General features: G+C 69.7%; 22 protein-coding genes. 6 read left to right on the top strand and 16 right to left on the bottom strand.

Features of this window, described 5'->3' with window-relative positions; all coding sequences use genetic code 11:
• Positions 1-160: 160 nt before the first annotated feature.
• From tatC to LPC10_RS16640, 7 genes are all read right to left on the bottom strand, one after another.
• Entirely contained in the window at positions 161-961 is an 801-nt protein-coding gene (tatC, locus tag LPC10_RS16670; RefSeq protein WP_108941192.1) for a twin-arginine translocase subunit TatC, read from the bottom strand.
• A complete protein-coding gene (tatB, locus tag LPC10_RS16665) occupies positions 958-1,419 on the bottom strand; it encodes a Sec-independent protein translocase protein TatB (protein ID WP_231343570.1) in 462 nt (153 codons plus the stop codon). Before tatB ends, tatC begins: the two co-directional genes overlap by 4 nt.
• A gap of 118 nt (positions 1,420-1,537) precedes the next feature.
• A complete protein-coding gene (locus LPC10_RS16660; RefSeq protein WP_231343569.1) occupies positions 1,538-1,825 on the bottom strand; it encodes a twin-arginine translocase TatA/TatE family subunit in 288 nt (95 codons plus the stop codon).
• A gap of 297 nt (positions 1,826-2,122) precedes the next feature.
• Positions 2,123-3,139 carry a beta-N-acetylhexosaminidase gene (gene nagZ / locus LPC10_RS16655; protein WP_231343568.1) on the bottom strand — a complete coding sequence of 339 codons (1,017 nt, stop codon included), beginning with the start codon at positions 3,137-3,139 and terminating at the stop codon, positions 2,123-2,125.
• Positions 3,140-3,383: 244 nt separating this feature from the next.
• The gene (locus tag LPC10_RS16650; RefSeq protein WP_231343567.1) at positions 3,384-4,826 is read right to left on the bottom strand and encodes an SPOR domain-containing protein; all 1,443 of its coding nucleotides are present in this window, start codon (positions 4,824-4,826) and stop codon (positions 3,384-3,386) included.
• Positions 4,827-4,855: 29 nt separating this feature from the next.
• Positions 4,856-6,625 (bottom strand): arginine--tRNA ligase, encoded by a 1,770-nt coding sequence (argS, locus tag LPC10_RS16645; protein WP_231343566.1) that lies wholly within the window; start codon positions 6,623-6,625, stop codon positions 4,856-4,858.
• Positions 6,626-6,716: 91 nt separating this feature from the next.
• Positions 6,717-7,178, bottom strand: coding sequence for a thioesterase family protein (locus LPC10_RS16640; protein ID WP_231343565.1), 462 nt, complete (start codon positions 7,176-7,178; stop codon positions 6,717-6,719).
• 140 nt (positions 7,179-7,318) lie between these two features.
• Between LPC10_RS16640 and LPC10_RS16635 the strand changes: the two genes are divergently transcribed.
• On the top strand, positions 7,319-7,834 hold the full coding sequence (locus tag LPC10_RS16635) for a hypothetical protein (RefSeq protein WP_231343564.1): 516 nt from the start codon (positions 7,319-7,321) through the stop codon (positions 7,832-7,834).
• 27 nt (positions 7,835-7,861) lie between these two features.
• On the opposite strand, the gene LPC10_RS16630 is transcribed toward LPC10_RS16635, so the two are convergent.
• Positions 7,862-9,115, bottom strand: coding sequence for a deoxyguanosinetriphosphate triphosphohydrolase (locus LPC10_RS16630; RefSeq protein WP_231343563.1), 1,254 nt, complete (start codon positions 9,113-9,115; stop codon positions 7,862-7,864).
• Positions 9,116-9,242: 127 nt separating this feature from the next.
• On the opposite strand from LPC10_RS16630, the gene LPC10_RS16625 reads away from it, so the two are divergent.
• Both LPC10_RS16625 and LPC10_RS16620 read left to right on the top strand, forming a co-directional pair.
• A complete protein-coding gene (locus tag LPC10_RS16625) occupies positions 9,243-9,569 on the top strand; it encodes an iron-sulfur cluster assembly accessory protein (protein WP_166060063.1) in 327 nt (108 codons plus the stop codon).
• 203 nt (positions 9,570-9,772) lie between these two features.
• Complete coding sequence (locus tag LPC10_RS16620; RefSeq protein ID WP_231343562.1) at positions 9,773-11,671, top strand: hypothetical protein; 1,899 nt, start codon at positions 9,773-9,775, stop codon at positions 11,669-11,671.
• Positions 11,672-11,801: 130 nt separating this feature from the next.
• On the opposite strand, the gene LPC10_RS16615 is transcribed toward LPC10_RS16620, so the two are convergent.
• The 3 genes from LPC10_RS16615 to LPC10_RS16605 form a co-directional block, all read right to left on the bottom strand.
• Positions 11,802-13,244 carry a septal ring lytic transglycosylase RlpA family protein gene (locus tag LPC10_RS16615; protein WP_231343561.1) on the bottom strand — a complete coding sequence of 481 codons (1,443 nt, stop codon included), beginning with the start codon at positions 13,242-13,244 and terminating at the stop codon, positions 11,802-11,804.
• Between the two features lie 443 nt (positions 13,245-13,687).
• The gene (locus LPC10_RS16610) at positions 13,688-14,044 is read right to left on the bottom strand and encodes a ribbon-helix-helix domain-containing protein (RefSeq protein WP_231343560.1); all 357 of its coding nucleotides are present in this window, start codon (positions 14,042-14,044) and stop codon (positions 13,688-13,690) included.
• Positions 14,028-14,705 carry a ParA family protein gene (locus LPC10_RS16605; protein ID WP_231343559.1) on the bottom strand — a complete coding sequence of 226 codons (678 nt, stop codon included), beginning with the start codon at positions 14,703-14,705 and terminating at the stop codon, positions 14,028-14,030. Before LPC10_RS16605 ends, LPC10_RS16610 begins: the two co-directional genes overlap by 17 nt.
• Positions 14,706-15,064: 359 nt before the next feature.
• Between LPC10_RS16605 and LPC10_RS16600 the strand changes: the two genes are divergently transcribed.
• The gene (locus tag LPC10_RS16600) at positions 15,065-15,634 is read left to right on the top strand and encodes a hypothetical protein (protein ID WP_231343558.1); all 570 of its coding nucleotides are present in this window, start codon (positions 15,065-15,067) and stop codon (positions 15,632-15,634) included.
• A 19-nt stretch (positions 15,635-15,653) separates the two neighbouring features.
• On the opposite strand, the gene LPC10_RS25595 is transcribed toward LPC10_RS16600, so the two are convergent.
• The 5 genes from LPC10_RS25595 to LPC10_RS16575 all read right to left on the bottom strand — a co-directional run bounded on the left by LPC10_RS25595 (position 15,654) and on the right by LPC10_RS16575 (position 23,733).
• Entirely contained in the window at positions 15,654-16,976 is a 1,323-nt protein-coding gene (locus LPC10_RS25595) for a hypothetical protein (RefSeq protein ID WP_370644501.1), read from the bottom strand.
• A gap of 246 nt (positions 16,977-17,222) precedes the next feature.
• Positions 17,223-17,981, bottom strand: coding sequence for a precorrin-6A synthase (deacetylating) (gene cobF, locus LPC10_RS16590; RefSeq protein WP_231343557.1), 759 nt, complete (start codon positions 17,979-17,981; stop codon positions 17,223-17,225).
• A gap of 510 nt (positions 17,982-18,491) precedes the next feature.
• On the bottom strand, positions 18,492-19,292 hold the full coding sequence (locus tag LPC10_RS16585; protein WP_231343556.1) for an invasion associated locus B family protein: 801 nt from the start codon (positions 19,290-19,292) through the stop codon (positions 18,492-18,494).
• 318 nt (positions 19,293-19,610) lie between these two features.
• The gene (locus LPC10_RS16580; protein WP_231343555.1) at positions 19,611-20,516 is read right to left on the bottom strand and encodes a response regulator transcription factor; all 906 of its coding nucleotides are present in this window, start codon (positions 20,514-20,516) and stop codon (positions 19,611-19,613) included.
• Entirely contained in the window at positions 20,509-23,733 is a 3,225-nt protein-coding gene (locus LPC10_RS16575; RefSeq protein ID WP_231343554.1) for an ATP-binding protein, read from the bottom strand. The genes LPC10_RS16580 and LPC10_RS16575 overlap by 8 nt, the downstream gene beginning before the upstream one ends.
• A gap of 444 nt (positions 23,734-24,177) precedes the next feature.
• Here LPC10_RS16575 and urtA point away from each other — a divergent pair, with 444 nt between their 5' ends.
• Both urtA and urtB read left to right on the top strand, forming a co-directional pair.
• Entirely contained in the window at positions 24,178-25,446 is a 1,269-nt protein-coding gene (gene urtA, locus LPC10_RS16570) for an urea ABC transporter substrate-binding protein (RefSeq protein WP_231343553.1), read from the top strand.
• A gap of 109 nt (positions 25,447-25,555) precedes the next feature.
• On the top strand, positions 25,556-26,482 hold the full coding sequence (urtB, locus tag LPC10_RS16565) for an urea ABC transporter permease subunit UrtB (protein ID WP_231343552.1): 927 nt from the start codon (positions 25,556-25,558) through the stop codon (positions 26,480-26,482).
• Positions 26,483-26,488 lie beyond the last annotated feature (6 nt).

Here is a 26,488-nt window from a genome sequence, read left to right as displayed (position 1 = left end):
GGATCTCTCCGTGTTGAGGTCGGAGAATCCTGGGGCCGCGCGACCCGCTTTCAAGGTTGCGCACAAGATGGTGATGCGCAACCTTTCTTCTATTCCCCTCAGCCGCTCGCGCCTGCGAGGCGGCGTGAGGAACACCGCTGGATCAGCCCTCGATCATTTCTCAGTCCTCGATCCCTGCCGCCCGGCGCCGGGCCGCGCGGATCTTCTCCATGCGGGCGACCGAGAACACGGAGGCCTCGTAGAGAAGCAGCATCGGGATCGCGAGCGAGAGCTGCGAGATCACGTCCGGCGGCGTCAGGATCGCGGCGGCGACGAAGACGAGCACGATGGCGTAGCGCCGCTTCTCCCGCAGGAAGGCCGCGTCGATTACGCCGATCTGTCCCAGAAGCGTCAGGATGACCGGCATCTGGAACGCGAGCCCGAAGGCGAAGATCAGCGTCATGATCAGCGAGAGATACTCGTCGACCTTCGGCAGCAGCCGGATCGTCGCCTCGCCGGGCTGCCCGATCTGCTGCAGCGAGACCGAGAACTGGATCAGCAGCGGCATCGCCAGGAAGTAGACGACCAGCGCGCCGAGCAGGAAGAAGACCGGCGTGGCGACGAGGTAGGGCAGGAAGGCTTGCCGCTCGTTGCGGTAGAGGCCCGGCGCGACGAAGGCGTAGACCTGCGTGGCGATGACCGGAAAGGCGAGGAAGCCCGCGCCGAACACGCTGAGCTTGATGTTGGTGAAGACCTGTTCGAGGAAGTGGGTCGCGATCAGCTCGGCGTTCTGCGGCCCCACGATCGAGACGTAGGGGTGCACGAGCACGTTGTAGATCTGCTTCGAGAAGAAGAAGCAGCCGAAGAACATCACGATGAACGCGAGCAGCGACTTGATCAGTCGCGACCGCAGTTCGATCAGGTGCTCCAGAAGGGGTGCCCGCGAGGCCTCGATCTCGGCCTCATCGCGCTCGTCGCTCATGGAGTCGGGCCTGTCTCGGTCTTGGTGCCGGGGGTGGTGGGAGATGCCTCGGCGGCGGAAGACGCCGAAGCGCCGTGCATCTGCGCCGCCTGCTGTTCGGGCGTCGGCCGCGGCACGTCGAAGCTGCCGGTATCCTTCACCCCGGCGTCCTTCGAGCCGGCGCCGGGACGGCTCTCGACCGCGCTGCGGATCTCGTTGCGGATGGTGTCCACGGGATTGAAGGTTGGGCGCGCGGCATCGACGGTACGCTTGACGCCCTCGACGTCACGGCGGACCTCTTCCAGCTCCGCCTCGCGGATCGCTTCGTTGAACTGCGACTGGAACTCGCCGGCCATGCGCCGGACCTTGGTGGTGATCTGGCCGAGGGTCCGCAGGGCCTTCGGCAGATCCTTGGGTCCGATGACGATCAGGGCGACGCCACCGATCAGCATCACCTCGCCCCAACTCATGTCCAGCATTGCGTCGTCCGTCCCGCGGGGCCGCGCCTGATGAGGACGGGCGCGCGGCCCGCGCTATCCTGCCCGGAGCCGATCTTCAACCGTGCCCGACCACCGTTCAGCCGTTGCGTGCCGTCGTTCAGACGGCCTTGTGATCGCCTGCCGGAACGTGCGGCTGGACATGCGTCGACTGCGGGGCGGTGCCCGGCGCACCCTGGTGCGGAAGCGTGCGGACAGGATCGTTCGGACCCACCGGCGGGACGGCCGTCGTCGTGCTCGGCTGGGTCTCGTCGTCGGCCATGCCCTTCTTGAAGGCCTTGATGCCCTTGGCGACGTCGCCCATCAGCTCCGACACCTTGCCGCGGCCGAACAGCAGCATGACGACGACCGCAACGATGACCCAGTGCCAGACACTCATGCTGCCCATGGCAACCTCCTGCACCGCACGAACTCCGGCGGCGCCTCCACGTGAATTGGGGCGAACCTAGGGATCGAGTGGCGCGAACACAAGCAGCGCGGGGCGCGCAGGCGGGCAAAGGCCGCGCAAGCCTTGCCCTTCTTTGTCGCATTCCGCCTCGTGACTGGGCGCGTCACCGGCCTATGGGCGCGAAGAGCGCCCTGCGGAGCGGGCCTCGGCTCCGCCGAGGCGTCGAGGGAAGCGAAAGCCAGGGCCGCGGAGGCAGCCGCCGGCGCTTGAGGCCACAAAGAGGCGGCGTGATCGCTGTTATGCGATCGCGTCGAAAGCGGCCTCGAAACGGGCACGGCCCTCGGCGATGTCGAAGGCAACCGACGGGGCGAGACGGGCGAGTGCGGCGTCGGCACGGCGTGCCCCCTCCCCCGTCAGGTCGGGGGTCGCCTCGGCCACTGCCCGCATCTCGTCCATGCGTCCGTTGCAATGGAGAACCACGTCGATGCCGGCGCGGTAGGCCGCCTCGGCGCGCTCACGGAACGGCCCCCGGAGCGCCTGCATCGACAGGTCGTCGGTCATCAGCAGGCCGTCGAAGCCGATCTCGCCGCGCACGATCTCGCGGATGACGCGCTCCGACAGGGTGGCGGGCCGCTCCGCGTCGAGGGCGGTGAAGACCACGTGCGCGCTCATGGCGAGCGGCAGGTCGGCGAGGGCCCGGAACGGGCGGAAGTCGCTCGCGCCCAGGCTCGCCCGGTCGGCCTCGACCACCGGCAGGTCGAGATGGCTGTCGCAGGTTGCCCGGCCGTGACCAGGAATGTGCTTGATGACCGGCAGCACGCCGCCCGCCATCAATCCTTCGGCCACCGCGCGGCCGAGTTCGATCACCCGCTCCGGCGTGTCGCCGTAGGCCCGGTCGCCGATGATGTTGTCCGAGCCCGCCACGGGCACGTCGAGCATCGGCGCGCAATCGACGTTGATGCCGACTTGCGCCAGATCGTAGGCCATCAGCCGGGCGCCGAGCCGGGCGATGTCCGCGCCCTCCTTCCCGAAGGCATCGAAGCGTCCGCCGGCGGGGTATTTCGGCCAGTGCGGCGGGCCCATGCGCTGCACCCGACCGCCCTCCTGATCGATCAGGATCGGCGCATCCGCCCGGCCGAGCGTGTCGCGCAGCGCGGCCGTCAGCGCGCGCACCGCGTCCGGCGTGCCGATGTTGCGCTTGAACAGGATGAAGCCCCACGGCCGCAGATCGCGGAAGAAGGCCGTTTCCTCAGGTGTCAGCACCGTGCCGGAACAGCCGAGGATGACGGCGCGGGGCGGGGAGGCTGAGGTCATGGGACCGGCATTCCACGGATGGGCAGGACGGAAGAGGATGACGTGCAGTCATCACAAGGGCAGAGCATGGATTCGATCCCATTCACGCCCTCATCCTGAGGTGCCGCGAAGCGGCCTCGAAGGATCCTCCAGATCCCGAGTAATGGCTGGAGGATCCTTCGAGGCCCGCTGACGCGGACACCTCAGGATGAGGGATCGAATGGGACGGTCGAAGTCGAGCCGGCGAATGCGGCGGGGTCCCGCCTCAGTTCTTGGCGACGAAGCACTGGCCGCCCGCGCCCTGGAGCGCGCTGCACAGGCTCGCGGCCTCGGTCTTGGCCAGCGGCCCGACGCGGACGCGGAACAGGGTCTTGCCGTTGACCTCGGCCTGCCGGATCAGCTCGGGCTTGCCGGCGAGCTGGCTGTACTTGCCCTGCATCTCACGGAAGGCGGCTCGCGCCTCGCTCTCGCTGCCGCGCACGCCGAGCTGCACGGAGTAGCCGCTGACCGGCGCCGTGAGCGAGGCGGCGGCGGGCGCCGGCTCGGCGGTGCTGGCGGTGGTCTCGGGCGAGACGGAGGCGACGCGCTGCGCGGCCTTCGGGCGCGCGGCGGGCGCGGCCGGCGGCTCCGGAGGCGCCTCGGCGACGGGCGCTGCCGGAGCCGGGTTCGAGGCCAGGGTGCGCGAGGGCAGCGCGGCGGGCTTGCGGGGCTCCGCCGCCGGCGTGGTGCCACCGGAGGGATCGGGCATCGTCATGGTCGGGATCGGCGAGGCCGGCGCCTGGGCTTGAGCCTGCTCGGCCTGATGCACCGGCATATCCGGCTTGACCGAGACGGTGCGCACCCGGCGCGGCTCCCCGAACAACTGGTCGGAGGGCGTGCTGCCCTGGCCGGGGGTCGCCCCGCCCTGCCCCGGCTCCGCACCTTCGCTGCGCGCAGCGGCGGTGCGGGCGGCCTGGTTGACGTCGAGGGGCTGCTCCTCGCGGTTCACGATCTTGATCTGACCGTCCTTGGCATTGCGGTCGTAGATCTGCTTGTTCTGGTCGGGAATCTCGACGCCGTCGGTGGCCGTCGGCTGCACCTTCAGCGGCGTCTTGTCGGCGAGCACGGTGATCGGGCCGCTGCTGCCGCCGATGCCGTGGGTACCGCGCCAGGCCAGGGCGCCGCCGACGCAGACAGCCACCACCGCGAGGCCCGCCCCGACCTGCACGAGGCGGTTGCGGGCGCGCGGACGCTCTGCCCGGCCCGTGCGATAGCCCTCGTCGGACTGGGCAAAGGCGGCCGGATCGGCCGGGCCCTCGGCGTACATGCCCTGCTCGACGGAGGCGAGATACTGGTCGAAGGCGTCCGCCGGACTCTGGGATGGGTGCTGGGACGAGCCCTGCGGCGGAGCCTGGATCTGCCCGTGTGCTGCGTGCGCATCCACGAAGGTCGGCTCGACCCGGGCCGGACGGCCCGTCTCGGCTGCGCGTGGCGCCGGAGCGGGGTGCGCCGGTTGGGCCGGCGCGTCCTGGGCCGCGTTCTTCTCCCGCGCCTCCAGCAGGGCGCGGAAGGGATCGTCCTGCCCGACGATGCGGGCCAGTTCGGCGAGCGGGTCGCCCTTGGGGGCTCCCTGCGGCGCCTTCGCCCGGATCGCCTCCTGCGACGTCTGACGCAGCTCACGCTCGAAGGCGTCGAAATCGACCGTCGCGCGCGAAGCGTGTCCCGTCATGGCCTCATCCTCTCAACAGCCGTCCTCGGTCACCGCATCTCGTCGGGTGCGGAGACGCCCAAAACCGCGAGGCCGGAGGCAAGAACGCCGCCCAAGGCCTCCACGAGGGCCAAGCGGGCCCGGCTGGACTTTCTGTCGGTTGGATTAACAATCCGTAATTGCGGCAAGTCTTTGCCCTTGTTCCAGAAACTATGAAGCGAACTGGCCGTTTCATAGAGGTAGAACGCGATTCGGTGAGGTTCGTGCGCCGCCGCCGCTGATTCGAGCACCCGCGGATACTGAGCAATAAGCCGCATCATCTCGATCTCGCCGGGATCGGTGAGAACCGAGAGGTCCGCGTCCGCCAGCAGCGCCTCGCGCGAAAAGTCCTCGCCGGGCAGCGCCTCGCGGGCCTGGCGCAGCACCGAGAAGCGGCGGGCGTGGCCGTACTGCACGTAGAAGACCGGGTTGTCCTTCGATTGCTCGACGACCTTGGCGAGGTCGAAATCCAGCGTCGCGTCGTTCTTGCGGTAGAGCATCATGAAGCGGATCGCGTCGCGCCCGACCTCGTCGATGACGTCGCGCAGGGTCACGAACTCGCCGGCCCGCTTCGACATCTTCACCGGCTCGCCTGCGCGCAAAAGCCGCACGAGCTGGCACAGCTTGACGTCGAGCCGCGCTTCGCCGTCGCTGACCGCCTTCACTGCCGCCTGCATGCGCTTGACGTAGCCGCCATGGTCGGCCCCGAGCACATCGATGAGCTCGTTGGCGCCGCGCAGCCACTTGTCGCGGTGATAGGCGATGTCCGAGGCGAAGTAGGTGTAGGAGCCGTCGGACTTCAGCAGCGGCCGGTCGACATCGTCGCCGAACTGGGTCGAGCGGAACAGGGTCTGCTCCCGATCCTCCCAATCCTCGGGCAACTGCCCCTTGGGCGGCGGCAGGCGCCCCTCGTAGACGAGGCCTTTTTCGCGTAGCGCCTCGAGCAGTTCCGCGACCCGGTTGCTCCCTTGGTCGCCGTTCCCGCCCTGGAGCGTGGCTTCGGAAAAGAACACGTCGTGGCGGATGCCGATTGCCGCGAGATCCGCGCGGATCGTGTCCATCATCGCGTCGATGGCGAAGCGCCGCACCAGCAGCAGCCACTCGTGCTCGGGCCGGTCGAGCAGCGCCCGGCCGTGCGTCTGCGCCAGCTTCTCGCCCACCGGCTTCAGGTAGTCGCCGGGATAGAGGCCCTCCGGAATCGTGATCGTCTCGCCGAGCGCCTCACGGTAGCGCAGGAAGGCCGAGCGGGCGAGCACGTCGACCTGCGCACCGGCATCGTTGATGTAGTACTCGCGCGTCACCGGGCGGCCGGCGGCGGCGAGCAGGTTGGCGAGCGCGTCGCCGAACACCGCGCCGCGCCCATGGCCGACATGCATCGGCCCGGTCGGGTTGGCCGAGACGTACTCGATGTTGACCGGGCCGCCCGGCATGTGTCCGCGCCCGAAATCCTCGCCCTCGCGGAGCGCAGCCCGGATCACCTCGTGAAACACCTCCGGCGCGAGCCGCAGGTTGATGAAGCCGGGCCCCGCCACGCTCGCCTCGACGATGCGCGGATCGCTGCGCAGCGCCTCGGCCAGCGCCTCGCCGAGCGCCTTCGGGTTCTGCTTCGCCTCCTTGGCCAGCACCAGGGCGGCGTTGGTGGCGAGATCGCCGTGCGACGGGTCGCGTGGAGGCTCGACCACCACGCGCGACAGATCGAGCCCCTCGGGCAGCCCGCCGGAGCGGGTAAGCGATTCGAGCGCCTCGCGCACGCGCGTCTCGAAGAGGGCGAAGATGTTCATGGGGCTCAGGTGTTCGTCGTTTCAGCGTGCCGGCCGGCCCGCGCGTCGGGCGGCCGGCGTCGGGGCGGCATAGCAATGGCGGGCGGGAGTGTCACGGCGCCGGGGCAGTGTCGGCCGCGAGTTCCGTCAGCACCGCCCGAAGCCGCTCCGGCAGCGGCGCCGGCCGGCGGGTCTCCCGATCGACATAGACATGGACGAAATGCCCCTGCGCGGCCGCCTCCGCGTCGTCCTCGCGAAAGATCGCGATCTCGTAGCGCACGCTGGTGCGGCCGAGATGGGCCACCCGCACGCCCGCAGTGATGCGGTCGGGGAAGGCGACCGGGGCGAAGTAGCGGCAGCCGGTCTCCACAACGAGGCCGATGACCGGCGAGCGGGCGATGTCGAGGGCGCCCGCTTCGACCAGGATCCCGTTCACCGCCGTGTCGAAGAAGGCGTAGTAGACGACATTGTTGACGTGCCCGTAGACGTCGTTGTCGCCCCAGCGCGTCGTCAGCGGCACGAGGCGGGGATAGGCGGCGCGGGTCTCGCGCGGGGCTCGGGGTTCGGCGCTCAATCGGTCCTCCGCAAACGGTCGTCCGGTCCCATGCCCTCGTCCCCGCGGGGACAACGCTTCCTCTCGGTAGAATGCAGCGTTGCACGCACCGCGCGAATAGCGACGTTGTCGAGGGTGAGATCCCCTACGGAGACCACCCCATGAAGTCCTTCGCCCTCGCCGCCACGGCTCTTTCCGCCCTTGTCCTCGCTCCCGCAACGGCCGAGGCCCGCGATTTCGGCGGTCATGGCGGCTATGTCGGCGGCCGTTCCCATGCCGGCTACGGCCATCACGGCTACGGCGCACGCTTCGGTCATGCCGGCCGCGTCGGCGGCTATCGCGGCGGGTTCGCAGGAGACCGTCACGGTTTCGCGCATCGCGGCTTCGGCGATCGGGGCGGTTACGGATACCGTGGCTACGCCGCGCGCGGCGTCTATGGCCGCGGATACGGCTACGGCCGAGGTGTCGGAGTCGGCCTCGCGGGGGCCGGGATCGGTCTGGCCGGTGCCGGGCTCGGGCTGGGCCTGGGTCTCGCCGGGGGCGCGCTGACGGGCGGCTACGGTTACGGCGGCTACGCGGCGCCGGCCTACGGCTACAGCTATGGCTACGCGCCGGTCACCACCGGCTACGCCCCGCTCTACAACACCGGCTACGGCTCGAACTGCGTCTGCGACTGACGGGCATTCGATGCCGCCGACGGGGAGTCACGGCTCCGTCAGCGGCAGGCCCCGGCTCGGCGGGCTCCAGTGCAGGTTGGGCGTGACCGGAAACAGCCGGCCATGTTCGAGCACCGCGTAGGTGTCGGTCATGCCGGCGATGTAGTCGGCGATGCGCCGGGCGATGCGGGCCTCGCTCGCGCCCTTGAGCCCGTCCGACCATTCCTCGGGCATCCGCGCCGGATCGGCGAGAAAAGCCGCGAACAGGTCGCCGACGATGGTCGCGGCCTTGGCGCGCACCGCCATCACCTCGCGATGGCGGTACATCCGTGCGAACAGGAACCGCTTGATGTCGGCATCCGCCGTGGCGATGGCCGGCGAGAAGGCGATCACCGGCTCGGACGCGGCGCGGATGTCGCCGACACTGCCCGCCGCCAGCCTGGCGAGGCGCGCCTCGCTCTCGCGGATCACGTCCTCCACGAAGCGGGTGATGACGCGCCGCGCCAGCTCGTGGATCTTTCGCGACGGCTCCAGGCCGGGATGCAGGGCGTCGATCTCGTCGAGCAGCCCTTTGAGGAAGGGGACCGTGGCGAGGTCGGCGAGGTCGAACAGCCCGGCCCTCAAGCCGTCGTCGAGGTCGTGGGCATCGTAGGCGATGTCGTCGGCGAGGGCGGCGCCTTGCGCCTCCGGACCGGCGAAGCGCGACAATTCGAGATCGTTGACTGCGTTGTATTCGAGTACCGCCGCCGGGATGCCGCTCTCGGCGTAGCACGGGACCGGCGCGCCGCTGGCGTCGAGGAGCGGTCCGTTGTGCTTGACCAGGCCCTCCAGTGTCTCCCAGGTCAGGTTGAGCCCGTCGAAGCCGGCATAGCGCCGCTCCAGCCGGGTGACGATGCGCAGCGCCTGGGCGTTGTGGTCGAAGCCGCCGTAAGCGGCCATGCAGGCGTGCAGCGCGTCTTCGCCGGTATGGCCGAAGCAGGTGTGGCCGAGGTCGTGGCTGAGCGCCAGCGCCTCGGCGAGATCCTCGTCGAGGCCGAGCGCGCGGGCCAGCGCCCGGGCGATCTGGCTCACCTCCAGGCTGTGGGTGAGCCGCGTGCGGTAATGGTCGCCCTCGTGATGCACGAAGACCTGGGTCTTGTGCTTGAGCCGCCGGAAGGCGGTGGAGTGGATGATCCGGTCACGGTCGCGCTGGAAGTCGCTGCGGGTCGGCGAGAACGCCTCGGGGATCAGACGCCCGCGAGTTGCCGCCGGATCGGTGGCGTAGGGCGCCCGCCAGCGCTCGCCGTTCTGCCGCACCTGCACAGTCGATCCCCTTCCTCGCCGCGTTGCGGCCGGCCCTCGCGCCTCATATCTTGTGTGGTGCGACGCCCGCGGCAATCGCGGGCGCTCGCCCTTCATGACACCGGTTTACGAACGGGGCCGTACCACGATGGCCGACATCATCCTCACTGCCCGCGCCGCCAAGCGCATCAACGAGATCATGGGCTCCGAGCCCCCCGGCTCGTCGCTGCGCATCAGCGTCAACGGCGGCGGCTGCTCGGGCTTCTCCTACGCCTTCGACATCACCCACGCCCGCGAGGGCGACGACATCGTGATCGAGCGCGACGGCGCCACCGTGCTCGTCGATCCGGTCTCGCTCGAATATATGGGCGGCGCGACCATCGATTTCGTGAACGACCTGATCGGCCAGTCCTTCAAGATCGAGAACCCGCTGGCGACGGCGTCCTGCGGCTGCGGCACCTCCTTCGCGATCTAGCGCATCGTCCCGAACGGTGGTTGCCGGCTTTCGGCAACAGACGATGCCTTGGGACCACGATCCGAGGCGGCGCGCTCGAACAACGCGGGCGAAGCGTCCGCTGCGTGGCGCGGCCGCAATTGCCACGCCTGTGGAAAACCGGCAGGGATAAACGCCTCACGGTCCATCCCCGCTCTCCCGCCAGCCTGCGATCCGACCCAGCCATGACGTCATCGACGCGCCGTCCCGTCCTCATGCGGGCACTGCTCGCCTCGGCCTGCGCGGTGGCGCTGCTGACAGGGCCCGTGCCATCGGCACCGGCTATCGCGCAGGAAGCGGCCTCCGCAGTCCAGGATCTCGTCCTCGACAACGTGAGCCTCGCCTTCGGCGACACGCTCGTCACGGCTCCGAAGGTGACGGTGAGCGGCACGCGCCTGTCGCGTGACGATCTGCTCGCGATCCTCAAGGCCGACGCCAAGGACGGCCAAGATCCCAAGGAATCCTGGCCCGCCCGGCTCCAGCGCCTCGATGCCGGCAGCCTGACCATGCCGGAATTGCGGGTCGAGCGTCGGGACGGCGAGAAGCGGCAGGTGGTGACCTATCGCGAGGTGGCGGCGCGGACGATTCGCGCCGGGCGCATCAGCGAGTTGATCGCGGCCGGCGCGACGCTCTCCGTCGAGGGCGCGCCGCAGGCGGGCAGCGGCAGCTACGGCCGGATCCGCGCCGAGGAGGTCGATCTCACCGCGCTGGCGCGCCTCTACAGCGAGGCCGGAAATGCCGGCAGCCCGTTCCAGCGCCTCTACGCGGCGCTCTCCGTCGAGAGCATCGCCTTCATCGACGAGCGCGGCACCACGGTGTCAATCGCCCGCCTGACCGGCCGCGACCTCGCCGGACGCCAGACGCCGGCGACCTGGCGCGGAGCCGTCGAGGCTCTAGGCGACGGCGCCCTCGCCGAGGACGACCGGGCCAAGCGCGCCCGCGCCGCCGGCCTGCTCGCGGATCTCGCCGAATCGGTCTCCGTGGGCAGCCTGGAGGCGACGGACCTGACCGTGAAGGAGGTGAAGGGCGAGGATCCGCTCTCCTTCAGCGTCGGCCGCATGAGCTACGCGGGCGGTGCCGGGGCCGGGATCACGCTGGCCGAGATTGGTTTCGGCGCCAAGGAGGCGCAGGGCAAGGTCGGGCGCCTCACGCTCACCGGCTTCTCCCTGGAGCCGACCATCGCCGCCCTGCGCCGCCTCTCCCAGGTGCCGCCCGCCGCCGACAAGACCCTGCCGAAGGGGGCCGCCCCGGCACCGGACCTGCAGGAGGCGGAACTGCGCCGCCTGACGCCGGTCATCGGCACGCTGACCCTGACCGATCTCGGGCTCGATCTCGCCCAGGCCGGCACGGTGCCTGGGCCCGTTGCTTCGGGCGATCCGCTCAAGGCGCCGAAGCTGGTCCCGCTCCCGCCGCTCCGGATCGGCCTGCGCGGCGCCAGCATGAGCTTCGGGCCGCCGAAGGACGGCGTGCCGACGCAGACCCGCTTTAGTCTGACCGGCCTCACCCTGCCGGCCTCCGCCGTCGAGGGCGTGCCCGGCCTCGGCTCCCTCGGCCTCTACGGCTACCGCGACCTCGACCTCGATGCCACGGCCGACACCGCCTGGAACGAGGACAGCCGGGAATTCAGCTTCAAGGAGCTGTCGCTCTCCGGCAAGGATATGGGCCGCCTCCACCTCAACGCCACGCTCGGCGGCATCGGCCCTGAAGTGTTCGATCCGGATGCCGCGGTGTCGGGCTTCGCCATGCTCTCGGCCACTGCCAAGGCGCTCGACCTGACGCTCGAGAATGGCGGCCTGTTCGAGCGCTTCATCGACGCCCAGGCCAAGGTGCTGAGCCTCAAGCCCGACGAGCTGCGCAAGGAATACGTCACGGCGAGCGTGATCGGCGTGCCGGTGATCCTCGGCAACTCGGCCGCCGCCAAGGCGATCGGCGCGGCGATGGGCAAGTTCGTGGCCAAGCCCGGCACCCTCTCGATCAGCGCCAAGGCGAAGAACGGCGAGGGCGTCGGCATGGTCGATGTCAGCACGGCCCCGACCCCGGCGGCGGTGCTCGACAAGCTCGAAGTGAACGCCAAGGCGGAGTAGAGCAACGCTCCGCTAGAGCATCATCCCGAAAGGTGGCCGCCGGCCTTCTGAGGAAGACGACCGAGCCAAAAGCCCGGAGCATCGGGCTGAGCCACCGCCCCGTCCGGGTGACGGCTCGGTGGAGGCGGCGTCAGTTCGCCGCCGCCACCTGCGAGCGCTTCGGCTTGGCACCGGATGGGCCGGGCGCTTGAGCGGCGGCCGTCTTGGTGGCCGCCTTGGCGGCAGGGTGAGCGGCTTTGGCGCCCGGCGCCGGGGCGGCGCCGGCGAGCTTGGCGATCGCCTGCTTCGAGGGAGCGGGCATCGCCGCGAGACGCGGAGCCGGCTCGGTGGCTTTTCCGGCGGACTTGATCGCACCCTTGGGAGCGCTATTGGCGACCACCTGCTGAACCGGCGCCGCCTTCATCGCGGCCGGCTTGAGCGGCACCGCTTGCGCCGTGCGGATCGGAGCGGAGTGGCCCTTGGCGGGCGCGGCGGCCAGGCGCGTTGGCGCGGCTGGGGCCGGCATGTCCTTGGCTCGGCCGTGCATCGGTGGGGCGGAGCGGCCGGCTTCGGCCACCATGCGGCGCGGCTCGGTCGACTTGGCGGGCGTGGATGGGGCCGCGGCGACCGCCACCGGGCTTGGCGCCGGATTTGGTCGGAACGGCGCGGCGCGGGCGGCGGTCGGCTGCACGGCGGCCGGGACGGCGACGGCGGCGCTCGCCAGGACGACCGGCGCCGATCGGCTCGGGCGCGTGGCGGGGCTCGCGGTCTCCGGCGCGTCGTCGTCGCGCTCGCCCACCGGGCGGAAGGCGAGTGCGCGGGAAGCGCGTTCGAGCCGCTCGGGCGCGGCATCGGGCTCGGAGGGGCCGAGATCGGCCATCATGATCGGTGCCCGCCCGATCGCGGCGGGCCGGCCGTCCGTGCGCAGGGTCGCGAGCAGCTTGCGGTCGTCGCTGCCGGCGACCGAGGCCTTCCCGGCATACTCGACCCGTACCCGCGCCGTGCCCCGGCGGTGGAAGTCGAGGGCGCGGGCGGCCTCCTCGGACACGTCCATCAGGCGGCCGGCATGGTAGGGGCCGCGGTCGTTGACGCGCAGGATCATCGAGTTGCCGTTGTCGAGGTTGGTCACCCGGACATAGCTCGGCAGCGGCAGCGTGGGATGCGCGGCGGCGATGGAGTGGCGGTCGAAGATCTCGCCGTTGGCGGTGACGCGGCCGTGGAAGGCGCTGCCGTACCAGGAAGCGAGGCCCTCGCGCACGTAGCCGCGGGCATCCTCGCGGGGCACGTAGGTCTTGCCCGCCACCACGTAGGGCTTGCCCGAGAAGCGGCGTCCGCCGCCTTTCGGGATCACGTCGCCCTCGTTGTAGAGGCGGCGGCTTGCCTTCACGCCGTATTTCGGATCGATCTCGCTGCCCGACGAGGAGGCGGCGCCCGCGAGCTTGGCCGGATTGTTGGCGCAGTTGGCGGTCGTCAGCGCGACCGCGCAGACCGCCAGCAAGTGCAGGGCCGGCCGCAGGACCGGCCGCGCATTTCGCGCCGGATCCTCCGGGGTCTTCCCGCCCCGTGCCCAATCCCGTGGCATGACATGGGTCATGTCGCCCGCCCGCTCCCCGCCTACGCCACAGGCTCCCGCGAGACCGCGGAAAGCTGGGTCTCAGGGGATCGCGCCTCACTCCGGCCGGAAGACGTCCGGCCGTCCCCAGAGGATCGTCCAGACGCGGTAAAGGAAGGCTGAACGGCGCGCCGACCCAATGCAGAAGCGGACACGACGCGCGAGCAAAGCCTCGCAAGCGGTTCTGAAATCGGTGAAAAAGACTGCCGTATTTTCCGGTGGAGCGGCCTGCCTTACTCGGCAGAAGCGGCGCACAAGCCTCGACCCGAGAAGCGGCAATGCGGGCGGGCAACCCTCGGCGCCTCGTGTCCTATCCCCAATCGGGGCGGGCCGGCGTGGTGCGGATGTCTCCGCACCCCATTTGTTCATCGTGCCGTGAAGGCGGCGTTAAGCGTGCCTTGCACGAGGCCCGATCTGAGCGCGACTCAGCGCGGGTTCTCGCCCAGCACCTGCTCGATCGAGCGGGCGCCGCGCTGCTTGAACAGCAGATCGAGCGCTTCGAGCATCAGGGCGTGCATCTTGGTGCGCTCGGCGTAAGCCAGATCCCGCAACTGGTCGTAGACCGGCGGTTCCAGATAGACCGACATCTGCTTGGCGCGCTCCTTCAACGTCCCGGCGCGGGCCGGGGCCGGATCCGAGGGCGCGAGGTCGAGGCGGACGACCTCCGCGCCCGTCGGCGCGTTGGCCTTCGCAGCCGATCGGGCGCCGGCCTTGCGCGGCCTGCCGGCCGGGCCGGCGGCGGCGACGATCGAGGCGAGGTCGAGCTTAGGCGGCCTTGACATGCTTTCTCACGTCCTTGCCCGCGGCCTTGACCGGCCGCTGCACCGCCGCCTGCATGCGGCGCTCGATCCAGCTCCACAGCCGGCGGATCTCGCCCGCGGCCTGACCCTTCGGGTTGAACTCGGTGACGCCCTGGCCGACGCCGATGGCGTCCTGATGATCGTTGCGGGCCACGATGTTGACGTCGGGCAGGATGCCGAGCACCGCAAGCCCGTCGGCGGCATCGCGGATGCGGTAGGAGCGCGGCGGGGTCTGATTCAGGACGAAGGCGAACTTCTTCTCGAGGCGGTAGACGGCGGCGAGCGTCGGCTTGAAGGCGCGCAGATCGGCGGGGGTCGGCCGGCAGGGAATGATGCACAGATCGGCCGCACGGATGGCCGAGAGCGTGCCGTTGGAATCGACGCCGGGAGTGTCGATGAACACGTAGTCGTAGGAGGATTCGGCGAGCCGCTCCATCACGAGGTCGATCTGCGTGGCGTCGATCTGCGCCACCTCGGGGCCGTCGGCGGTGCGGTGGTCAAGCCAGTCGGTGATCGTGGCCTGCCGGTCCATTTCCAGGATGCAGACGGCGTGTCCGGCTTCCTGCGCCGCGACCGCGAGCGAGATGCACAGCGTGCTCTTGCCGCTGCCTCCCTTCTGCGTGACGAACGTGATCGCTTTCATGCCGGCCACCCCACCGTTTTCGGTTTTTTGCAGGCTGTCCGGTCCTGTGATGCCGGGATGCCCAGATCCCGGATTTCGCCGATCATGGTTAACCGGCCGTTAAAGGGTGGGCGTCCCCGACTCGCGCAGAGTTTTCACCTGAGGTTGGTTTTTTCCTTTAATGCTACCTGAGCTCTTTACGCGTCGTGGCTCTGCGGATTAACATACCTTAAGGGCAGGGCGGCGCAGGAAGTCACCTGAGGTTGCGTCGGCGATCCGGTTCTGCTGCAAGCGCCGCCCTGCTCGGGTGAAGCCGTGGCTTGCTGGCGAGCCGCCGGTTGCAGCCGTTCGTGCCCGGAGACGACGTGCCAAGTTCCGAGATGACGGCTTTCGAACCTGACCTTCCTTCCGCCTTCGCGAGTTCCGCCTGCCTGGGCGCCTGGGCCCACAATCCGGGTTCCGACCGGCTTGCCCTGTCGCCGATTCTGGCGCGGCTGCTGGCGGTTCCCGAGGACGCCGCGGCGGGAGCGCCCCTGACGCTGGCGCTGGCGACGGTGGAGGCTGAGGACGCCGTCCGCCTCGAGAGCGTCTTGCGGGCGGCGGGAGAGGATGGCCGCCCCTTCGAGGCGGAGTTCCGCACGCGCGCAGGACCCGGCGGTGCGCGCTGGCTGCGCCTGATGGGGCGATGCCGCCGTGATCCCGGCACCGGCGCGCGCACGACGCAGGGGCTCGCCTTCGATTTGACGGAGGAGCGCCGCTCCGTCGGCTCGGAAACGGACCAAGCGCAGCGGCAGGCCAATCGTCTCGCCGACCATGCGGCCGCGATGAAGGGGTTGGTTGCCGGCTTGCGCAATCCGCCGCTGGCCCGCCTCGTCGATGAGGTGGCCGTCGAGATCGGTCACGAACTCGCCCGCCGTCTTCGCGGCACCGGAGAACGGCAGATGCACTGAGGGCGCGGGCCTCAAGCGATCATTGCGGCAGGGCGGAGGCTTCCAGCGCCGGGCGAGCCCGTGTCGGCGCTGTGGGGAACAGGAGCGGGCGCAGGGCTTTGGCCGCCTCAGGCACCGGCCGGGACAGGGCCGCGGCGAAGGCTTTACGAAGGGCCGTGCAGCCGCGTCTTCGAATCGGCCCCGGCGATGCCGCCTCAGCCGCGAGGGGCCCGGCCCGATCCTCTCCGCGCACGCCTCGAGGGGCCTCCGTCTCATCAACGGCCCGCAATCCGAGGGCGCGCGCCAGGATCGTCCGGCCGGCGGCGAGCTGCGTTCGGTCGGGCCGCGGCCGGGTCAGTACGGCCCCCGCCCCCTCCCTGGCCGCCGCGCAGACGCGTGTCCTGCCCGGCTGCGAGCGATGCATCGCCTGAAACATCATCCGGCCGAGTTCGACCAGCGTTTCCGGATCGGCCTCGCCGAGGCTTCGCGCCAGGGCCTGGGCGGCCATGCGGCGGACGCCGTCCACCGCCTCCCCTTCCGGGCGTCCCCTCTGGTAGCCGTCGAGATACCACGCGGCGATCGGCGCGATCGTTCCCGGTGCGCCCGCCTCCACCGCATCGAGCAGCGGCACGTCGTGCAGCACCACGGCTCGGGCCCGCTCCGGGTCGGCGCCGTCGTCGAGACTGGAATCGGGGAAGCGATCGGCATCGACAATGCTGGTGGCGACACCGGCCTCCACCAGGGTGCCGGTATCGGGAATCATCAGATCGTCCGGGCGGACCTCGAGGGCGGCATCGACGAACTCGGCCTGAACGCCCGCGGCGAGATAGGCGGCGCGCTCGGGGGCGCTGTCGACCGCGATCTCGACACCGACCGGATCGGTTTCGTAGGGCGCGTGAAAGCCGAGCCGCGCATCCGCTCGGACGAGCCGCTGACGTCCGCGCACGAAGGCCAGGGTGCAGGCGGAGACGCAGTAATCCGGCACGTAGGTGACGAGGCCGCGTGCCGCGATCAGCGCACCGATGGCCGCGCCCTCATCGACCAAGCCGCCCTCGCTGGTGAGATGGATGCGCTCGATCCCGCGATGGATGTCGAGGAGCCGGGTGAGACGTTCGGCGGCCCCTTCGGTCAACTCGCCCGACAGGCGCACGTCGCGCCCCTCCGGCCCGAGGACGATGCGGGTCGGCCGCTCCTCCGGCGCGGGCGCCTGTGGGGCGGGTGCTGCGCCGGCCGGGTCGAGGGCCGCGCGCGGACCCGCCGACCGATCGTGAACCGGCACCAGGACTGCCGCCATCAGGGCGGCTGCCAGCCCGATCGAAGCGCAAGCCACACTGTGCACGGCCCGCCGCGAGCCAGCCGCCATATCTCGCCCCCAAAGGATGGTCCGGATTCTCGTCGACCCGCGAAGTGTCCCTCGCGGCAGCGGCGAAGCAAGGCCCCGGCCAGAACGAAAAACAAGGCCTCTGCCAGGACGAATTGGCGGCCGGAAATGCTCTTGTCGGCACGCGTGGAAACGACGGAAGAAAACCGATCCGCGCGGTGTCGGCCGTGGGAGACGCTCCCTCGCCCCGACACGATGCCGCAGTGCGAAAGCGGCCCGGTCGCGGGCTCAGGCCGCCGGTTTCAGCAGCAGATAGATGTCCATGATCCAGCCGTGACGGGCACGAGCCTCGGCGCGCACCCGGCGGATCTCCTCAGCCACGTCGCCGAGCCGGCCGGCGACGAGCAGCTCGTCCGGCGTGCCGAGATAGGCGCCCCAGTGGATCGTCAGATCCGGGTCGAGTCCCTCGAAACGCGGGTCGCCGTCGAGCATCACCACGGTGGCGCCGGGTGCGTCGCCCAAACCGTCGCGTAGCCGGCGGCCGGTGGTGATCTGCACCGGCTCGCCGATGCGGTGGAGCGGGATGCGGTGGGCGGCCGCGAGCGCCTGCACGGAGGTGATGCCGGGAATGACGTCGTGGGTGAAGCCGACACGCCCGCGGACGAGCACGCGCTCCAGGATGCGCAGGGTGCTGTCGTAGAGGGACGGGTCACCCCAGACGAGGAAGGCGCCGCGCTCGTCCTCGCGCAGATGCTCGACGATCAGCCCCTCGTAGAGGGCCGCACGGGCGGCGTGCCAATCATCCACCGCCACGCCGTAATCCGCGGGCCGGCGGTCGCGCTCGGGGTCGGACGCCTCGATGAAGCGGTAGGGCCGGCCCTCGATATAGCGGTCGCAGATCTGCCGGCGCAGGCTAAGAAGCCCGGCCTTGGCCTCCCCCTTGTCGAGGGCGAAGACGGCGTCGGTTGCCTGCAGTGCGCGGATGCCCTGAATCGTCAGGTGCTCCGGATTGCCGGTTCCGATGCCGATGACGTGGATGTGTCGCAAGGTTCACGCTTCCGGCCGGGCTGGGTCCCGGCGACATCCCGCGAGGGGGGAGAGAGGGAAGCGGCTTCTTAACGGATCCGGGCCATAAGGGGAGCGTCCGGATCGAACGAGCGTCAGCCGACCAGCGCCGTCAGGCAGGTGCCGAAAAGGGTGACGAAGGTCATCGTCGCCATGAACTTGATGTCTTCGATGCGCTGGCTCATCGCCTGAACTCCGTCGCGGCTCCTTCGTGGCCGCCTCGATCCGTTAAATAACCCCTAACCTTGTGCAGGGGGATTGCGCGGTGCGTTTCGTCACCGTTGCTCACGCAATCCCGCCGACAGGCGGGCGAAACATCCTTAACGACAACTTGGCCGTTGACTGTTGCCGACCGGATGATCTCGGACATGCTGAACGCGGAGTGACGCCCATGGTTGCAAGGACCGGCAACCCGTTCCGCACCTGAAAAGGAAAGCCCCGCCGTGGCGACCACGGCGGGGCTCATTTCTGAAGACGGTTCGCGCGGAGGGCTTACTTCGGCGCGGCGCTGGCGGCCGGAGCGGCGGGAGCCGGGGCGGCGCCGGCCGAGCCCTGCTGCTCCAGCTTCTTGCGCATCTCTTCGCTGCGCTTCTCCATCTCGGACTGGAGCTTCTTCTGCTGCTCTTCCAGCACCTTCGGGTCGATGGCCGGACCGTCGAAGGCCTTGCCGAAGCCGGCGAGCGGTACCGCGAACACCACCTCGCGCTGGGTCTGGTTCTGGACCCGGACGTTGAGGGTGGTGCCCTTCTTGAAGCCGTTGAGCAGCTCGTTCGAGACGCCGCCGGCCTCGGCGAAGCAGCCGTTCGGGAAGCAGACCGCGAACTTGCCGCCGGTCACTTCCTTGCCGTCGACATCGAAGCGCATGCCGGGCGCAAGCATCAGGCCGAGCGGCAGCAGGAAGCGGACGACCTTCACCTCCTGCTTCGTGGCGGCGTTCTTCATGTCGTAGAGCGCGACCGCGAGAACCGGCTGGCCGGAATCCGACACGAAGTCGCGGGTGGTGTAGCAGACATCGGTGCCCGAGCCCTGATCCTTGCCGCAGACCTTGGTCCAGTCGGCCTGGCTCGGTTCGGACTTCACGTTGATGAGCTGCGGGCCGGCACCCTGAGCCTGCTGCTGGGCGGGGGCCGCGGGCTGGGCCTGCGCGGGAGCCGGCGTCGGGGCGGCCGGCTTCTTCGCCTGGGCGAAGGCGGTCCCGCCCAGGCCGGCGCCCAGCCCCGCCATGGCGAGGAACGCGGCCACGCGCAGCGGGCGCGCGGAAGGCTTGGCCATGGAAGACTTGGCAAGGAACATCGGCGTTATGACCCCTTCAACGGATGGCGCGTAAATCTCTGACGCGGTGCTCATTCGGGCCGCCGCAGCCCCGCGGGATGGCAGGCCCGGCCGGTCGGTCCGAGGCGCGGCCTTCCTGGCGCGGTGCGCCGGATCACCGTGCGCTGCCTCGGGCGCAGCACGATTGCAGAACGATCCCTGCCCGAACGAGACGGCGGCCTGCTTCCCCGTGGAATGCAGCGAAAGCATGACGCCTGCGCCGTACACCCCTGCATGCGATGCCTCAAGTCGTTTGCTCAATTCGCGGAACGATGATCGCGCGACAGGCGGCGAACGCGTTCAATCCAGATCGCGCAGGTGCCGCGCCGCGACCGCCGAGGCCGCGGTGCGGTTCTCGACGCCGAGCTTGGCGTAGATCCCTTCCAGATGTTTCGTCACCGTGCGCGGGCTGAGACCCAAGATCTCGCCGATGTCGCGGCTCGACTTGCCGCGGGAGAGCCAGAGCAGCACCTCCGCCTCGCGGCCGGTGATCGGCAGGTGCGCGCGCAGGCGTTCCAGGCCGGCAGCGGTGGGATCGCCCGACAGCCGCAGCAGGATCTCGGGGCCGGTGCGGCCGATGAAGCTGAGCGCGTGGGCGCGGCCCTCCGCATCGGTGAGAGCCAGCGGCGCGGTGGTGCTGCCGGCGAGGCATTTGCGCAGCCAGTCGCGCCCGCTCGGCGGCAAGCTCAACGGTTCGGGCCCGCCGAGCGCCGCCAGCACCCGCGCGGCCTGCGGCGTGCACCACAGGACCGAACCGGCGGCGTCCACGGCGAACAGCGTGCGCCCTGCGGTGTCGAGGGCGGCCCGCGCGCTCTGGGCCGAGCGGGCGTTGGCCAGGTGCACGCGGATCCGAGCGAGGATCTCGTCGGGGGCGATCGGCTTGGTGACGTAGTCGATCCCGCCCGCTTCCAACCCCTTCACGATGTGCTCGGTCTCGGACAGGCCGGTCATGAAGATGACGGGGACATGGGCGAGCCGGCCCTTGGCCTTGAGGCGGCGGCAGGTCTCGAACCCGTCCATGCCCGGCATCACCGCATCGAGCAGGATGATGTCGGGGGTGATCTCCTCGACGAGGTCGAGGGCGAGGTCGCCGCCCACCGCCACCAGCACGGTGGCGCCCGAGCGCTCGATCGCCTCCGTGAGGAAGCTGAGGGTGTCGGGGGAATCATCGACGACGAGGACGATGTCGCGCTGCGTCTCAGGCATCGCGGGCGAGCCCCTCCAGCACGCCGACATAGCGGCGCATGTCGTAGGCCGCCACCAATCCTCGCATCCGCGCGACGAAGGCCGGCGGCACGGCGGCGTCGCTCTCCAGTTCGGTGAGCTTGGCCTCGATGCCGCGCACGTGGCCGATGCGGCCGAGGCGCAGCAAGGCGGCGATGTGCTCCGCCGGCACCGTCGCGCCGCTCGCGGCCGCTCCGTTCGGGGTGTCTCCCGCCGGGGCATCGGCCGGGCGGTCGGGCCGCACGATCGGGCGGGCTTCCAGGCCGGGCAGCGGGCGGGCGGTGCCGAGAAGCCCCGTGATCCTCTCCAAAAGATCCTGCATGTCGAACGGCTTGGCGATGATGTCGTCGTGCGGCGCGTCCGCCCCGCGAGTCGGACTGATCTCGTGGACGTTGGCCGACATTATCGCGATCCGGGCGGTGAAGCCGGTCTCACGCAACGTCCGCGCCACCTCCCAGCCGGTCATGCCCGGCATGGCGATGTCGAGCAGGATCAACACCGGCTCGCATTCCCGTGCCAGGGCGAGGCAGGCGGGGCCGTCCGGCGCCTCGGCCACCGCGAAGCCGAGGGGTTCCAGGATCTCGCGCATCAGGGCGCGGTGCGCCGGGTCGTCGTCGGCGACGAGGACCGTGCAGCCGGGCCCGGCCAAGGCGGGCCGGGCCAGTGCCGCCGGGGCCGGCATCGCCGCGGGCGCCGGGCGGTTCACCGAGGCCAGCATCAGACGCACCCGGAAGCAGGTGCCCTCCCCGACCCGGCTCTCGACGGTGATCTCGCCGCCCATCACCTGCGCCAAGAGACCCGCGATGGTGAGCCCGAGTCCGGTGCCTGGCGCCGCGCGGGCGGCGGGCATCGAGCCGCGCTCGAACGGCTCGAAGATCCGGCCGAGATCGGCCTCGGGGATGCCGAGACCGGTGTCGCGGATCGTGAAGACCGCGACCTGACCGCGATAGGTCATCTCCAGCGCGACCTCGCCCTTCGCCGTGAACTTGATGGCGTTGGAGAGGAGGTTGAGCAAAATCTGGCGCAGGCGCTTCTCGTCGGTCGCCACCACCGCCGGCAGGATCTCGGGCCGCGTGAAGCGGAAGCTCAGGCCGGCGCCCTCCGCCTGCAGGCGCACCATGTCCACGATCTGCGTCAGGAAGTCGGCGAGCCGGATCTCGTTGCGATGGGTCTGGAGCCGGCCGGCCTCCATCCGCGAGATGTCGAGCAGGCCGTCGATCAGGCCGGAGAGGTGCTGGGCGCTGCGGCGGATCACCCGGATGCCGTTGCGGCGCGGCTCGGGAATCGTTGGATCGCCCTCAAGCAACTGCGCGTAGCCGAGCACGGCGTTGAGCGGCGTGCGCAATTCGTGGCTGATGCCGACGACGTAGCGGCTCTTGGCGAGGTTGGCGGCCTCCGCGGTTTCCTTCGCCTGCTGCAGCTTGGCATCAGTGACCTTGTGGGCGGCGATCTCGGCCTCGTAGAGGGCGGTCTGGCGGGCGGTCTCCTCCTGCGCCACCCGGCGGCTCTCCTGCGCCAGCACGAACAGCCACGCCACCACGCCGAGGATGACGATCAGGATGAAGAACAGGCTGGTGAGCGCGGCCCGCAGCGTCTCCGCATGCTCCGGATGCCCGGCGGCGGCGCTGGCATGGACGATGGCCAGGATCAGCCCGATCACCGTGACGAGCGTCAGCATCAGGGCGAGGTAGCGGCCGAGCGGCGCGCCGATCCAGGCGGCGGTGCGGGCGGGCAGGACGCGGGCAAGGGTCTCGCGGGCTTGGTTCTCCAGGCGTCCGTGCGGCTTGCACAGATCGCCGCAGCGGGCGTCCAGCGAGCAGCAGAGCGAGCAGATCGGCCCGGAATAGGCCGGGCAATGGGCCATGTCCTCGGCCTCGAACGGGTGCTCGCAGACACGGCAGGTGATTTCCGGCCGGTCCCAGGCGGCCTGCGGTTCGCGGGCGAGATAGCGCTTGCCCCCGGTCGCCCAGGCGATGGCGGGCGCTGCGGCAAAGGCAGTGGCGAGCGCCAGCATCGGCGCGAAGGGCTGGAGCGCTTGCCCGCACAGGCCGGCATGGATCAGGCCGCCGGCGACGAGCGAGAGCACCATCGCCCCGGTGCCGACGGGGTTGATGGCGTAGAGATGCGCCCGCTTGAACTCGATGCCCGGCGGCGACAGCCCGAGCGGCTTGTTGACGGCCAGATCCGCGGCCAGCGCCCCGACCCAGGCCGAGACCACGCAGGCATAGAGCGGCAGGGTGCTCTCGATGGTCTTGTCGATGCCGAGTTCCATCAGCAGCAGGGCGATGGCGACGTTGAACACGAGCCAGACCACCCGCCCCGGATGGCTGTGGGTGAGGCGCGAGAAGAAGTTCGACCACGCGATCGAGCCGGCATAGGCGTTGGTCACGTTGATCTTGAGCTGTGAGATCACCACGAACAGGCCGGTCAGCGCCAGCGCGACGCCGGGCGAGCCCGAGACGTAGCCGAAGGCGACGGCGTACATCTGCGTCGGCTCGGCGGCACGCTCCGGCGAGACGCCGTGGCCGAGGGCCAGTACCGTGAGGAAGGCGCCGAGCAGGATCTTCAGCATCCCCGGCACGATCCAGCCGGCGCCGGCCGAGAGCACGCCGGTCCACCAGCGCCAGTCGCCCTTGCCGCGGGGGGGCGGCATGAAGCGCAGGAAGTCGACCTGCTCGCCGACCTGGGCCAGCAGCGCCAGCAGGATGCCGGAGGCGAGTCCGAACAGGCGCAGATCGAAGCCCGCGCTCGCGGCTTCCAGGCCGGGATAGCCGGTGAAGGCTTCGAACGGCACCGGGCCCGAGAGCCAGATGTAGACGAGCGGCAGCAGGTTGAGGCCGATCCAGAGCGGCTGCGTCCAGAGCTGGAATCGACTGATCAGACGGATGCCGTAGATCACGAGCGGGATCACCGCCCCCGCGCTGACGATATAGCCGATCCAGAGCGGCAGGCCGAAGCAGAGCTGCAGCGCCAGCGCCATGATCGCGGCTTCGATGGCGAAGAACAGGAAGGTGAAGCCTGCATAGACCAGCGAGGTGATCGTCGAGCCGAGATAGCCGAAGCCTGCCCCGCGGGTCAGGAGATCGATATCGACCCCGTAGCGCGCGGCGTAGATCGTGATCGGCGCGGCGGTGGCGAAGATGATGAGCCCGACGACGAGCACGGCGGCAAACGTGTTGGTGAAGCCGGTGGCGAGCACCAGCGTCCCGCCGATGGCCTCCAGCGCCAGGAACGACAGCGAGCCGAGCGCCGTCTGCGCGATGCGGAAGGGAGACCAGCGCCGCGCCTTCTTGGCGGTGAAGCGCAGGGCGTAGTCTTCCAGCGTCTCGTCGGCGACGAGGCGGTTGTAGTCGCGACGGATCGGGATGATGGACCGGGCGCTCAGGGGGCCGTCCTCACGATGAGCGGATCACCGGCTTGCAACGGATGTGCCGGCCCTGTCTCTCAGTGCGCGGCACAAGACATCCCTAAACGTCGATGCTCACGGAATCGAGAGCGTCACGCTACGAGCCGGGCTGCCCGGCGGACATACGCAAAACAGCGTATGGGTGCGCCGCATCATCAAGCCTAGCCTCCTCTCCTGTTCGAGCACGGCCGCCGACCGGCAGAGCCGCGCCGACACCAGATCAGGGGTTCAGGCACGATGGCGGACGATAAGGGCAAGGATCGCGAGAAGGGCCTGGAATCGGCCCTGCGGCGCAAGCTTCTCATGGGCCTGGCGGGCCTTCCCGCCCTGGCGATGATGCCGCGAGGGGCGTTCGCCGCCGCTCCGACGTCTGCCGTCAACACGACCGGGCTGGCGGTGACCGACACGGAAGTCACGGTCGGCATCCTGCACTCGGCGACCGGTACCATGGCGATCTCCGAGACCGGCTCGATCCAGGCCGAGAAGCTCGCCATCGCCCAGATCAACGAGATGGGCGGCGTGCTCGGCCGCAAGATCAAGGTGATCCAAGAGGACGGCGCCTCCGACTGGCCGACCTTTGCCGAGAAGGCCAAGAAGCTCCTCGTCAACGATCACTGCGCCGCGGTGATGGGCTGCTGGACCTCCGCCTCGCGCAAGGCGGCGCTGCCGGTCTTCGAGCAGTATAACGGCCTGCTGTACTACCCGACCTTCTACGAGGGCCTGGAGCAGTCCAAGAACGTCATCTACACCGGCCAAGAGGCGACACAGCAGATCCTCGCCTCGCTCGACTGGGTGGCCAAGGAGAAGGGCGCGAAGTCGTTCTTCATGGTCGGCTCGGATTACATCTGGCCGCGCACCTCGAACAAGATCGCCCGCAAGCACATCGAGAACGTGCTTAAGGGGACCGTCTCTGGCGAGGAATACTTCCCGCTCGGCCACACCCAGTTCAACTCGGTCATCAACAAGATCAAGCTGAAGAAGCCGGACGTGATCTTCGCCGACGTGGTCGGCGGCTCGAACGTCGCCTTCTACAAGCAGCTCAAGGCGGCCGGCATCGACCTCTCGAAGCAGACCCTGCTGACGATCTCGGTCACCGAGGACGAGATCGACGGCATCGGCGGCGACAACATCGCCGGCGCCTATTCCTGCATGAAGTACTTCCAGTCGCTGAAGAACCCGAACAACGAGAAGTTCGTCGCCGCCTTCAAGAAGATGTGGGGCGACAAGACCGTGATCGGCGACGTGACCCAGGCCGCCTATCTCGGGCCGTTCCTGTGGAAGATGGCGGTCGAGAAGGCCGGCTCCTTCGATGTCGACAAGGTCGCCGCGGCGTCCGCCGAGATCGAGTTCAAGGAGGCGCCGGAAGGCTACGTGAAGATCCACCCGAACCATCACCTCTGGTCGAAGACCCGCGTCGCCAAGGCCCTCCCGACCGGTCAGTTCGAGGTGGTCTACGAGAGCCCCGAGCTGATCGAGCCGAACCCCTTCCCGAAGGGCTACCAGTAGTCGCGGACGCTCCGGTCCCCTCCCCTCGCGGGAGGGGATGCCCGCGAAAGACGGGCGTGGCCCGACACTTGCTGCGCCCTCCCAGACAATTCCGCCGGGGACCACCACCATGTTCGGCGACTATTCGCTCGCAGACCTCAGCTCGATCTTCGTGATGCAGGGCTTTGCCGGTCTGATCCTGTTTTCCGTCTACGTCCTGATGGCGCTGGGACTGGCGATCATCTTCGGCCAGATGGGCGTCATCAACATGGCCCACGGCGAGTTCATGATCCTGGGCGCCTACGTCACCTATCTCTGCTCGAGTTTCTTCCAGACCTATCTGCCCTCGCTCTTCGGCGCCTACTTTTTCGTCGCCATGGCGTTGGCGTTCCTGGCCTCCGGGGCGATGGGGATGCTGGTGGAATGGGCGCTGATCCGCCACCTCTACAGGCGCCCGCTCGACACGCTGCTCGCTACCTGGGGCCTCTCGCTGATCCTGCAGCAGGCCTACCGCACCATCTTCGGCCCGCGCGAGGTCGGCGTCGAACTGCCCTCGTGGATGATGGGCTCGATCCCCGTCACCGACTCGATCGAGGTGCAGATCAACGGCCTGTTCGTGATCGCGGTCACCGCCGTCATCACCGTGGGCGTCGCGGTGCTGATGTACCGCTCGCGCTTCGGCGCGCAGATCCGCGCCGTGATGAGCAACCGCCCGATGGCGGGCGCGGTCGGCATCGATACCGAGAAGGTCGACCGCACCACCTTCGGCCTCGGCTGCGGCATCGCCGGCATCGCCGGCTCGGCCTTCACCATGATCGGCTCCACCGGACCGACCTCGGGCCAGCTCTACATCGTCGACACCTTCCTGATCGTGGTTTTTGGGGGCGCGGCGAGCCTGCTCGGCACCATCGCCTCGGCCTTCTCGATCTCGCAGACCCAGTCGACCCTCGAATTCTTCCTCTCCGGCTCGATGGCCAAGGTGCTCACCCTGCTCGCGGTGGTGGCGATCCTGATGCTGCGGCCGCAGGGCCTGTTCACCCTCAAGGTCCGTCGCTGAGGAGCG

The sequence above is a fragment of the Methylorubrum sp. B1-46 genome (assembly GCF_021117295.1).
Classification (GTDB): Bacteria; Pseudomonadota; Alphaproteobacteria; order Rhizobiales; family Beijerinckiaceae; genus Methylobacterium.
Note: the sequence above shows the minus strand (reverse complement) of the source record. Positions and strands in the feature narration are given on the sequence as shown.